This is a genomic window from Roseinatronobacter thiooxidans (assembly GCF_001870675.1).
GTDB lineage: Bacteria > Pseudomonadota > Alphaproteobacteria > Rhodobacterales > Rhodobacteraceae > Roseinatronobacter > Roseinatronobacter thiooxidans.
In genome coordinates, this window is the sequence record NZ_MEHT01000045.1 from 327,611 (window position 1) to 338,997 (window position 11,387).

General features: G+C 59.7%; 9 protein-coding genes and 2 tRNA genes. 5 read left to right on the forward strand and 6 right to left on the reverse strand.

Translation table 11 applies throughout. The features are described from left to right. Nucleotides 1–93: 93 nt before the first annotated feature. The 6 genes from BG455_RS15630 to dapD form a co-directional block, all read right to left on the reverse strand. Nucleotides 94–1,194: a pyridoxal phosphate-dependent aminotransferase gene (locus BG455_RS15630; RefSeq protein ID WP_071470965.1), complete on the reverse strand. Its 1,101-nt coding sequence runs from the start codon at nucleotides 1,192–1,194 to the stop codon at nucleotides 94–96. A gap of 45 nt (nucleotides 1,195–1,239) precedes the next feature. After that, nucleotides 1,240–2,766 (reverse strand): cryptochrome/photolyase family protein, encoded by a 1,527-nt coding sequence (locus tag BG455_RS15635; protein ID WP_071470909.1) that lies wholly within the window; start codon nucleotides 2,764–2,766, stop codon nucleotides 1,240–1,242. After that, a complete protein-coding gene (locus tag BG455_RS15640; protein WP_071470910.1) occupies nucleotides 2,760–3,425 on the reverse strand; it encodes an SDR family NAD(P)-dependent oxidoreductase in 666 nt (221 codons plus the stop codon). The genes BG455_RS15635 and BG455_RS15640 overlap by 7 nt, the downstream gene beginning before the upstream one ends. 80 nt (nucleotides 3,426–3,505) lie before the next feature. Then, nucleotides 3,506–3,721 carry a DUF2798 domain-containing protein gene (locus BG455_RS15645; RefSeq protein ID WP_071470911.1) on the reverse strand — a complete coding sequence of 72 codons (216 nt, stop codon included), beginning with the start codon at nucleotides 3,719–3,721 and terminating at the stop codon, nucleotides 3,506–3,508. A 75-nt stretch (nucleotides 3,722–3,796) separates the two neighbouring features. Further along, the gene (gene ileS / locus BG455_RS15650; protein WP_071470912.1) at nucleotides 3,797–6,760 is read right to left on the reverse strand and encodes an isoleucine--tRNA ligase; all 2,964 of its coding nucleotides are present in this window, start codon (nucleotides 6,758–6,760) and stop codon (nucleotides 3,797–3,799) included. A gap of 245 nt (nucleotides 6,761–7,005) precedes the next feature. Next, entirely contained in the window at nucleotides 7,006–7,836 is an 831-nt protein-coding gene (dapD, locus tag BG455_RS15655; RefSeq protein WP_071470913.1) for a 2,3,4,5-tetrahydropyridine-2,6-dicarboxylate N-succinyltransferase, read from the reverse strand. A 90-nt stretch (nucleotides 7,837–7,926) separates the two neighbouring features. Here dapD and BG455_RS15660 point away from each other — a divergent pair, with 90 nt between their 5' ends. The 5 genes from BG455_RS15660 to BG455_RS15680 all read left to right on the forward strand — a co-directional run. Continuing rightward, the gene (locus BG455_RS15660; RefSeq protein WP_071470914.1) at nucleotides 7,927–8,745 is read left to right on the forward strand and encodes an LOG family protein; all 819 of its coding nucleotides are present in this window, start codon (nucleotides 7,927–7,929) and stop codon (nucleotides 8,743–8,745) included. Nucleotides 8,746–8,928: 183 nt separating this feature from the next. After that, nucleotides 8,929–9,004 (forward strand) — tRNA-Thr (locus BG455_RS15665). A 234-nt stretch (nucleotides 9,005–9,238) separates the two neighbouring features. Beyond that, nucleotides 9,239–10,069, forward strand: coding sequence for an MBL fold metallo-hydrolase (locus BG455_RS15670; RefSeq protein WP_084386513.1), 831 nt, complete (start codon nucleotides 9,239–9,241; stop codon nucleotides 10,067–10,069). Between the two features lie 57 nt (nucleotides 10,070–10,126). After that, a tRNA-Asn gene (locus BG455_RS15675) sits at nucleotides 10,127–10,201 on the forward strand. Nucleotides 10,202–10,322: 121 nt separating this feature from the next. Beyond that, nucleotides 10,323–11,387 (forward strand): DUF6538 domain-containing protein (locus BG455_RS15680; protein ID WP_342742047.1); only part of this gene is annotated, 1,065 nt, incomplete at its 3' end.

The window sequence follows — 11,387 nt, forward strand, 5'->3', positions numbered from 1 at the left end:
GGGGTGCCCTTTGGCCCAGCTTGCAGCTTATGGGGTCGCTTGCGGGGCTTTGTGGGCCACTGAATGCAGAACTCTCAAAGCGCCAATGGGCAATCAGATATTGCGCAACGCCTGCGGCAGCACTTCGGCAAACACGGCCAATTCAGTCGGCGGGCCGGCAGAGACGCGAATGCAGCGGTCATGCGGCGCGACAAAGGGCATGCGCACAAACACATCGCGCGACATCAGTTCCTGCACCAGTTTGCGGGCATAGGCCCCATCATGCCCGCAATCAATGGTCACGAAATTCGTGGCCGATGGCAGCGCATGCAGGCCATTGTCAGAGGCAATCTCGCCCAGCATCTTGCGGGCCGCGTCAAGGTTGGTTTTCACATGTGCCAGCCAAGCCTGATCATGCAGCGCCGCCAATGCGCCCGCTTGCGCCAGACGCCCGACACCGAAATGGTTGCGAATACGGTCGAACATTGCGATCAACGGGGCCGCACCGATGGCATAGCCGATCCGCATTCCCGCCAGCCCGTAGAGCTTGGAGAAGGTGCGCATCCGGATAACACGCGTATCATCCGCATCCAGTGCGGGGGCCGTGCCTTCGGGGGCGGCATCGATATAGGCTTCGTCCAGCACCAGCAGCGTGCCTTCGGGTACAGCGTCAATCAGGCGCTGGACAATCCGTGCGCTGTGCCAGCTGCCCATCGGGTTGTCGGGGTTGCAGAAATACAAAAGCTTCGCGCCAACCTGTTCCGCCCGCACCAGCAGCGCGGCGGGGTCTTCGTGGTCGTCGCGGTAGGGCACCTTGTGCAGCGCACCGCCAAACCCCGCAACATGGTAGTTAAATGTCGGATAGGCCCCGTCCGAGGTTACAACCGCGTCACCCGGTGCCACCAGCAAGCGGACCAGATTGCCCAGAATCCCGTCAATCCCCTCGCCTACATGAATGTTCTCGGGCGCGATCTGGTGATGCGCAGCCAGCGCCATGCGCAAATCGTGGCATTCGCTGTCGCCATACATCCATGCCTGCGCGGCTTCGTCCTGCATCGCGGCAATCGCCTTGGGTGACGGGCCAAAGCCGCTTTCATTCGCCCCCAACCGCGCGCGAAATGCACGGCCTGACGCGCGCATATGCGCATCTGGCCCCACGAAGGGAACCGTGGCAGGCAGGTTTTCAACCAGTTCTGTGAAGCGTGCGGTGCTCATGCCTTTATGGATAAGCGACAGGCCAAGCCGGGGCAAGCCACAGTTTCACACCAGCGCCCCTTTGCCCATACGGTCCAGAAAGGCATCGCCCTCGGCCAGCACGGTGTTACGGCGGCTCTCGTCCATCTTGTCGAATGTGCGGTACATCGGCGCCATGCGCGGGTTCCCCGCGAACCGGTCGCGGTGCCGGATCAGGAAATGCCAATACAGCAGGTTGAACGGACAGGCGCGCGGGCCTGTCTTGTCCTTGACCTTGTAGTGGCAGGACTTGCAATAATCCGACATCCTATCGATATAGGCACCCGAACTGACATAGGGCTTTGACCCCACGATGCCGCCATCGGCAAATTGCGACATGCCCACCACATTGGGGGCTTCGACCCATTCATAGGCATCGGCATAGACGGCCAGATACCATTCATGCACCTCGGTCGGGTTTACCCCTGCCAGCAGCGCGAAATTGCCGGTCACCATCAGCCGCTGGATATGGTGCGCATAGGCCAGATCGCGTGTCTGGCCAACGGCTTGCGCGATACAGTTCATCTGCGTTTTGGCCCCCCAGTAGAAATCGGGCAGCTTGCGCTGGTGGTTCAGCACATTGCGGCGCGGATAGTCCGGCCCTTCCAGAAAATACACCCCGCGCACAAATTCGCGCCAGCCGATGATCTGGCGAATAAACCCCTCGGCAGAGTTCAGAGGGGCTTTGCCGTCCAGATAGGCCCGCTCGACCCGCTTGCATATTTCCAACGGCGTCAGCAGTCCTGCATTCAGATACAGGCCAATGACCGCATGATACAGATAGGGGTCACCCTCGACCATCGCATCCTGATAGGTACCGAAATCCGGCAGCGAATGGGTGACGAAATGATCCAGCGCGCGCAACGCCCCGGCGCGGTCGGTCTGGAACTGAAAGGGCCGCAGCGTGCCGAAATTGTCGGGAAAGCGTGCCGCGACCAGATTCAGAACCTCGGACAGAACCTCGTCCATCTGCACTTCTGGCGGGCCGGATCGCAGCAGGTCGGCTTTCGCCGGTTTGCGGTTGTCATGGTCGAAATTCCACTTGCCGCCCGCTGGCTGGTCACCCTCCATCAACAATCCGGTCTTGCGGCGCATGTCGCGGTAGAAATACTCCATCCGCAGCGCTTTGCGCCCCTCGGCCCAGTCTTCAAACTCCTTATGGGTGGCCAGAAAGCGGTCATCGGGCAGCAAGGTCACATCCAGCGGCACCTCTTGCAAAGCCGTGATCAGCCGCCACTCGCCCGGCTCTGTCGCCAAGACGACCCGCGCACCGGTTTCTTCCGCGCGGCGCAGCAATTCGCCGGGAATAGAGCCTGCATTCTGCGCGTCATCCAGCGGCGTATAGGCAACCTGCCACCCCTGCTGGCGCAGATGGGCTGCGAATTTGCGCATGGCGGTGAACAGAAAGGCAATTTTCTTGGGGTGGTGCGGGACATATTCCGCCTCGGTCGCAACTTCGGCCATGACCACGACATCGCGCGATTTATCGGCCTTTTGCAGCGCGGACAGGCTGTCTGTCAGCTGATCGCCCAGCACCAATACCAGCTTCACCATGCCACGCGCTTCCCTGCCCAGTCGAAGAACTGCCCCGACTCTCCGGGGCTTAAACCCTCCATCACCTGCAACAGGTTGGATGCGGCCTCTCCTGCGGGGACAGCCGGATGGCGGCCAAGGTATTTCTCGGTGAAAGTTGTAGCGACTGTGCCGGGGTGCAGCGCCACACAAACCGCATGCTTATGTGTCCGCCCCAATTCTATCGCCGCACCGCGGATGATCTGGTTCAGCGCGGCTTTGGATGCGCGGTAGCTGTGCCAGCCCCCTGCCTTGTTATCCCCGATTGAACCGACGCGCGCCGACAATGCCGCCATCACGCAAGGCGCATCGCGCGGCAGCAATGGGACAGAGTGTTTCATCACCAGCGCGGGGCCAATGGTGTTTAGCGCGAATTGCAGCGCCATGGCTTCGGCACTCAGGTGTTTCAACGCTTTCTCGGGCGCGTGGCCCTCAATCTCCAGCGCGCCCGTGGCAATGATGATGCGCTGGAATGGCCCCTCCAGCGCGCCCAGATGCTGCGCGATTGACGCCTCATCTGTCACATCCAGCCCATCGGCGCTGCGGGACAGGCCTGTAACCTGCCAGCCCTGCGCCGCCAATTCCGTACAAAGCGCGCGGCCAATGCCACCCGATGCGCCGATCACCAATGCCCGTGTCATGCTGCCTCCGTGTTGAGCGCATGACCTAGGCGGCGCATGGCGCCTGTCCAGTGATCAAACGTTTTGTCACGATATAGCAGTTATTTCGGTGCCACCAATGCCTCGGCCCAGCGCCGCGCGATGGGCGACAGGATAACGGCCAAAGGCACAGCAATGCACCATGCGACAAACCACGCCTTTAGCCAGCGCATAGGATAGCCCGCATCCATGCCGGTATTGATGAACGTGATGATGCTGGAAATAACCACGGACATGATTGTCCCCATCAGCAGCCCTGTGACAATGCGCAGCTTCATTCTTTGCCTTTCATTCGCCCTCAACACAATCATAGTATTGAATGTGTTGAGGGCAAGGGCGCGGCCCTATGCTTTTCAACTCAGGGCGCTGTCACATCTGGCACAGGTGCCAGCATGGGCGTGACGGCCCACATCGGGGCTGATCTTCCAGCAGCGCTGGCATTTCTCGCCTTCGGCACGCTCAAAGATCACGCCGATGCCCTGCACTTCGGGCAGGCGAAACGCCTCTGCGGGAATCGGGTCTGCGGTCAGCGAGATGGCAGAGGTGATGCAGATATCGGCAAAATCCACCGATTTCAGCGCGGCCATGATGGCATCGTCACGCACATGCACCACGGGTGCCGCCTCTAGCGAGGCGCCGATCACCTTGTCACGCCGCTGGATTTCCAGCGCCGCCGTCACCACACGCCGCGCCTGCCGCACGCCCGCCCATTTCTGTGCCAATGGCTCGTTCAGCCAATTGGCCGGCGTGTCGGGGAAATCCTGCAAATGCACCGAGGCATCTTCACCGGGGAAGCGCGACAGCCACACATCTTCCATCGTGAACACCAGCACGGGCGCAAGCCATGTGGTCAGCCTGTGGAACAGAATGTCCAGCACCGTGCGCGCGGCGCGGCGGCGGGGGCTATCGGGCGCATCGCAATACAACGCGTCTTTGCGGATGTCGAAATAGAAGGCCGACAAATCCGTGGTCGCAAAGGTAAACAGCTTCTGGAACACGCCCTGAAAGTCATAAGCGGCATAGCCTTTGCGCACTTCTGTATCCAGTTCCGCCAGCCGGTGCAGAACCCATTGCTCCAACTCCGGCATATTGGCAGGGGCCACACGCTCGGCCTCGCCGAACCCATCCAGATTGCCCAGCATGAAACGCATGGTGTTGCGCAAGCGGCGGTAGCTGTCAGCCACCCCTTTCAGGATTTCTTTGCCGATGCGCAGATCGACTGTGTAATCCGACTGCGCAACCCATAGCCGCAGAATATCCGCGCCATATTCGTCTATCACCTCTTGCGGGGCGACAGTGTTGCCAAGGGACTTGGACATTTTCATGCCCTTCTCGTCCAGCGTGAACCCATGCGTCAGCACCCCGTGATAGGGCGCGCGCCCCTTGGTGGCGCAGGCTTGCAGCATGGATGAATGGAACCAGCCCCGATGCTGGTCAGTCCCTTCAAGGTACAGGTCCGCAATCCCGTCCGGCGCGCCATCTTCACGGTCACGCAGCACGAAAGCATGGGTGGACCCGCTATCGAACCAGACATCCAGAATGTCAAAAATCTGCGCGTAAGCGTCGGGGTCATGCAGGTTTTCAAGGATGCGTTCCTTGAATCCTTGCACATACCAAACATCCGCGCCCTCAGCCTCGAAGGCGGCGACAATGCGCTGGTTCACCTTCGGGTCGCGCAACAAAAAGTCGGGGTCCGTGGGCTTTGCGCCCTTTTTGACAAAGCATGTCAGCGGTACGCCCCAAGCGCGCTGGCGCGACAGAACCCAGTCGGGGCGCGCTTCGATCATCGAATACAGGCGGTTGCGGCCCGTTTGCGGCGTCCATTTTACCAGCCGGTCGATGGATTCCAGCGCGCGCGCGCGGATGGTGTCGCCATGCGTGCCCATGCCATCTTCCAGCGGCTTGTCGATTGCTGCGAACCATTGCGGTGTGTTGCGATAGATCAGCGGCGCTTTGGACCGCCAGCTATGGGGGTAGGAATGGCGCAGCTTGCCCTTGGCAAACAACGCACCCGCATAGGCCAGCTGCTTGATGACGGCCACATTCGCGCCGCCTTCCTTGCCATCGGGCTTGATGATGACCTCACCCCCGAAAAGCGGCAGATCGGCGCGGTAGCTGCCATCTTCCAGCACATTATACGTCATCGGCAGGCCATGCTTCAGCCCGATCTGGTAGTCGTCATCGCCGTGGCTGGGGGCCGTGTGGACAAAGCCTGTGCCTGCCTCATCGGTGACATGGTCACCGGGCAGCATGGGCACGTCGAAATCCCATTCGCCATTGGCGCCGTCCACACCCCTGAAGGGGTGCGCAAGCGTCAGGGCGGCCAACTCATCGGCGCTGACGGTGCGCAGGCGGGTGGCGCTGACCTTGGCGGCGGATAGCGCGCTTTGGGCCAAGGCATCCGCCAAAATGACCTTCGCGCCCAGTTCTTCCTTTGCGCCCTCCAGAAGTTCGGACACTTCATACAAGCCGTAGTCGATTTCAGGGCCAAAACACACAGCGCGGTTTTGAGGAATGGTCCAAGGAGTTGTAGTCCAAATCACGACTGAAGATGCCAGTAATTCACGCTCGGCTAACTTAACCCCATCAGAACCAAATTCATCAGCGAGTTTCTTATCGCCAACAAACTGACCCTTCCAGTAAAGAGCTACAACCTCAAACTTCACCCAAACCGTATGCGACGTATGTTCGTGATACTCGACCTCCGCCTCCGCTAGCGCGGTCTTTTCCACCGGCGACCACATGACGGGTTTCGAGCCCTGATAAAGCGCGCCGTTCATCACAAGTTTCATGAACTCATCCGCGATCACCGCTTCGGCGTGGTAATCCATTGTCAGGTAGGGCTTGTCCCATTTGCCGGTGATCCCAAGGCGCTTGAATTCCTCGCGCTGGATGTCGATCCAGCCTTCGGCGAAGCGGCGGCATTCCTGACGGAAATCGACGATATCGACCTTGTCCTTGTCCAGCCCTGCCGCGCGGTATTTCTCTTCGATCTTCCATTCAATCGGCAGGCCGTGGCAATCCCAGCCCGGCACATAGCGCGCATCACGCCCCAGCATCTGCTGGCTGCGCACGATAAAATCTTTCAGCACCTTGTTCAGCGCGTGGCCGATATGCAGGTGGCCATTGGCATAGGGCGGGCCGTCATGCAGCACGAAGGGCTTGCGATCCGCAGCCGTGCGCCGCAGCCCGTCATAAATGCCAAGCCGTTCCCAGCGCGCCAGCCATTCCGGCTCTCGGGCGGGCAGGCCCGCGCGCATGGGGAAATCTGTCTGTGGCAGGGACAGGGTATCTTTATAGTCAGGGGTCTGTGTCATGGTCAGCTACTTTCGCGAAGATCAGGGAATGGCCAAGCGCCAAAGCGGTCCCGGCACTCTGGGCGCGTCAGAGTGCCGGGAAACTAATTCGCTGAATGATCCGCATACCAGACATGTGACGCGTTATAGGAGCCATGACAAAAAGGGTCCAGAGGGGGTGTGGAAGCACAAGGGTTCAGACCGAAACTGTTGCAATGGCACGGGCGCAGTCTATGCAGACCGCGCCTGTGCCATCTCAAAACCGATCAGTCGCGCAGCAACTCGTTGATGCCGGTTTTCGAGCGGGTCTGCGCATCCACACGCTTGACGATCACAGCGCAATACAGGTTGATGCCATTTTTCGACGGCATGGACCCTGCCACGACCACGGAATAGGGCGGCACCTCGCCATATGTCACAGCGCCGGTTTCGCGGTCTACGATCTTGGTGGATTTGCCAATGAAAACTCCCATCCCCAAGACCGAGCCTTCGCGGATAATGCACCCCTCAACCACTTCCGAGCGCGCGCCGATAAAACAGTTGTCCTCGATGATGGTAGGGCCAGCCTGCATCGGTTCCAACACGCCACCGATGCCGACACCGCCCGACAGATGCACATTCTCGCCAATCTGCGCGCAAGACCCGACTGTGGCCCAAGTATCGACCATTGTGCCGCGCCCGACATGGGCACCAAGGTTCACGAAAGAGGGCATCAGCACCACGCCGGGCGCGATATAGGCAGATTTGCGCACCACGCAATTTGGCACGGCGCGAAAGCCTGCGGCTTTCCACTGTGCCGCGTCCCAGCCCTTGAACTTGCTGTCAACCTTGTCCCACCAGCCGCTGCCCTGCGGGCCGCCCTCATGCGGTTCCATATCTTTGATGCGAAAGCCCAGAAGCACGGCCTTTTTTGCCCATTGGTTCACATGCCAATCACCTGCATCGCTGCGCACAGCCACGCGCAAGGCACCTGAATCCAGCGCCTCCAGCGTGGCCTCAATGGCGTCACGCGCGGGGCCTGTGGTGGACGGGCTGATTGTGTCGCGCGCATCCCATGCGGCTTCGATGGCGGTTTCCAATGCGGCGGTGTCAGTCATTGCAGGCTCCGTGGGTATGGTCATCTGTTGACCCTCGCTATAGCGTTGCGCAGACCAAACCGCAATTGGCCCAGACCACCGGAGGCTTTTTTGACAGATCAGACCAAGACCCGCCCCTTTCCCGATGCTGAAGAAGACATGCGCCATTGGGACGAGGCGCCCGACACCCCCCAAACGCGCCACCCCGCCTACCGGCTGGCCTTTGCCGATAGCGACTTCATGCTGCGCGACGAATTGCGCCCTGTGCGGCTGCAACTTGAATTGCTCAAGCCCGAATTGTTGATGAATGAACGCGGCATTCAATCGACCATCGTCATGTTCGGCGGCGCGCGCATTCCCAGACCAGAAGATGCCGAAGGCGCGAAAACCAGAACACTGGCCGAACTGTCAAAATTCTACGATGTCGCGCGGGAATTCGCACGGCTGATGACATTGCGATCCGTGCAAAGCTATGGGCGCGAGGATGTCATTGTCACCGGCGGCGGGCCGGGCGTGATGGAAGCGGGAAATCGCGGCGCGCAAGAGGCGGGCGGCGTGTCCATCGGCCTGAATATCGTGTTGCCGCATGAACAGGCCCCCAACAGCTATGTCACGCCAGAACTGTCCTTCAACTTCCATTACTTCGCCATCCGCAAAATGCATTTCCTGATGCGCGCCAAGGCGATTACTGTCTTTCCCGGCGGGTTTGGCACGCTGGATGAAATGTTTGAAACCTTGACGCTGATCCAGACCGACCGGATGCACAAGATGCCCTTCATCCTGTTCGGCCGCGACTTCTGGACCCGCATTATCAATTGGGACGCTTTGGCAGAAGCAGGCACAATCGCGCGCGAAGATCTGGATCTGTTCCATTTCGCCGAAACCGCGCAAGAGGCGATTGCAATTATCGACGGGTTCGAGGCCGCGTAGCCTCTGGCCCGCCAATACAGGCACACAGGCTTCAAAACCCGCGCAGTGGCGGCAGCGTATCTTTCGCACAGTGCGACACCGCCCTTGCGGGCGACCGGCCCAAAAAATGTCTAATGCGAAAGCCTTTTTTCAGTTTTTAGACCTTTACTCAGGCAGAATTTCCCCCTAAACGCTGCGTCCAAGGCCCCTATAGCTCAGCTGGTAGAGCAACTGATTTGTAATCAGTAGGTCCGCGGTTCGAGTCCGTGTGGGGGCACCATTTTAAATATCTGTATCGAAACCAGCGCATTGCGTGTGCTGTTTCATGTTGCGCGGGATGTGCCCAGCATGCATCTTGCATGTGGCGACAGGCTCTAGGACCGGCGCAAGAGGTACAACCACTTGCCTGAGTTGAAGATGTGTTCCAGCCTTCTGCCTGTAGTGAGAAAGCCTTGCCGTGATACGCCGCCTCGAACCTGACCTGCATGTGATCTGCGCGCCCAACCCTTCGCCCATGACAGGGGACGGGACAAATACATATATCCTTGGGCATAAGGACCTTTGCGTGATCGACCCCGGCCCGGATGATGACTCGCACCTGTCCTGTCTGCTTGACCATGTACAGAGCCACGGGAGTTTGCGGATGATTCTGGTCACCCATTCCCATCTGGACCATTCGCCTCTGGCACGAAAACTGGCAGAGCAGACAGGCGCCGCGATCCTTGCCTTTGGCGACAGTTTGGCAGGACGCTCTCGACAGATGGAGGTTTTGGCACGAAGCGGCCTTGCAGGCGGGGGCGAAGGCGTGGATGCCACATTCCGCCCGGACCGGACACTGGGCGATGGCAGCTCAATCCCTCTGGCGCAGGAGCAGATTCGCGCAATCTGGACACCGGGTCATTTCGGGAATCACCTGTGCTTTGCATGGCGCGGAGCCATTTTCAGTGGCGATCACGTCATGGGCTGGTCGAGCACATTCGTCTCCCCCCCGGATGGCGATTTGGGCGCATATATGCGCTCTCTCGACAAGTTGGCGGCGCAAACGCCCCGGCGGCTCTATCCCGGCCATGGCGCACCGGTGGATGATCCGGATGCACGAATCGCAGAGTTGCGCAGCCACCGCTTGATGCGCGAACATGCGATTCTGTCCGAATTGACACAGGGTGCACACACAATCCCGCAACTGGTGGCCAAGATTTACACCGAAATCCCCGATACCCTGCACCACGCGGCGGGCCGAAATGTCTATGCCCATCTGCTGGATTTGCACCAACGCGGGCTGGTGAAAAGCCACCCCACCCCCTGCCCCGATGCGGTTTTTATGCTTGCCGAAAACGGATGTTAAAATGATGTCAAATCGCTCTGGACGCGCCAATCAACAGTTGTTATAGCGCATCCATGGTCCGGCGTAGCTCAGCGGTAGAGCAGTTGACTGTTAATCAATTGGTCGTAGGTTCGATCCCTACCGCCGGAGCCAATCTTCCCATAAGTGTATGATATCAGTGACTTTCCCCTTCGGGGGTCCGTTACTGTGACACCAGACTGTGACACCGCTGCGGCGGTATCTAGCGCGTCGGTCTCCTATTGGGAGCCCGAAGATGACTGCTCTTCCTCACCTGACCCGCCGCGACGGTGTCTACTACTGGAGACGTAAGGTCCGCCCGCTATCCACAATTATCTGCGACATTCGGGTGTCCTTGCGCACCACAGACCGGGTTCGTGCTGCTATATTGTCCCGTGTGTTAAGCGCGGAGAGCGAGCCGATCATGGCAGCCCTGGAACAGAGCCGGATAACCTTGGCGGAAGCCCGGCAGTATTTGCGGCACGTGGTCAAGAGCCACGTGACGGTGGATCACGATCTCCGAAGGGATCTGCGCTTCATATACGGAAAGCCGCCTTGCGAAATCGAACGGCAGATTGTCTCCGGGATCAACGATGCGTGGGACATTCTGGCGGAACAAGGGATCGGCGCAACGATTTCGGAACGGGTCGAGCAAGAGATGATAGCCGCAGGCCGCACGCGTGCCGAGGTAGGCATGCTCCGGCTGATCCTCGATTCCCACTTCGGGCCCCTCTTGCGGAGTCATGTCGGCGCAGCTCGCCGTGCCGCGGCATTTGAAGAGGTGAACGGTCGTCGGATCAACGGACCTCGTGAAGAGGCCCAGCTGCTCGAACTTCACATTGAGGGAATGCGCGCCGCCAGGGCTGTGGCGGCGACACCGCCCGCCCGGGCACTGGCGGCCGAAGTGATGAGCCAGTTCGGCCCGGCCCGGATTGCATTTTCCTGCGATGTAGAGCGGCCAGACACCCAGACGCCGGAAATTTCTGCCGTGTTCGCACCCACGACCGCTGCACCACCCATCGCGGCGGCCACCCCGGTTGAGGTCCAACCGACAGAACCCGCGGGGTCTGATCTTGATCCGTCCATCACCGCGGTCATTGACCGGATGATCGAATTCAAGCGACACGCCGATGAAGGCCTGGAGGACAAGACAGCGCGTCAGTACCAGGCTTTCGGCACGCTCCTCCAACGGATCATCGGAAAAACAGATATCAGGTCCCTCCTGCAATCGGATCTGGTGAAATTCAGGGCGACCTTGCTGAAGTTACCGAAATCGTTCGGAAAATCTCCCGCTGACCATACTGAACTGATGCGGTGGATG

Coding starts and splice junctions, on each gene's coding strand:
- BG455_RS15635 (WP_071470909.1), bottom strand. CDS start 2,766: ATGGTGAAGCTGGTATTGGTGCTGGGCGATCAGCTGACAGACAGCCTG.
- ileS (WP_071470912.1), bottom strand. CDS start 6,760: ATGACACAGACCCCTGACTATAAAGATACCCTGTCCCTGCCACAGACA.
- BG455_RS15645 (WP_071470911.1), bottom strand. CDS start 3,721: ATGAAGCTGCGCATTGTCACAGGGCTGCTGATGGGGACAATCATGTCC.
- dapD (WP_071470913.1), bottom strand. CDS start 7,836: ATGACTGACACCGCCGCATTGGAAACCGCCATCGAAGCCGCATGGGAT.
- BG455_RS15670 (WP_084386513.1), top strand. CDS start 9,239: ATGACAGGGGACGGGACAAATACATATATCCTTGGGCATAAGGACCTT.
- BG455_RS15640 (WP_071470910.1), bottom strand. CDS start 3,425: ATGACACGGGCATTGGTGATCGGCGCATCGGGTGGCATTGGCCGCGCG.
- BG455_RS15630 (WP_071470965.1), bottom strand. CDS start 1,194: ATGAGCACCGCACGCTTCACAGAACTGGTTGAAAACCTGCCTGCCACG.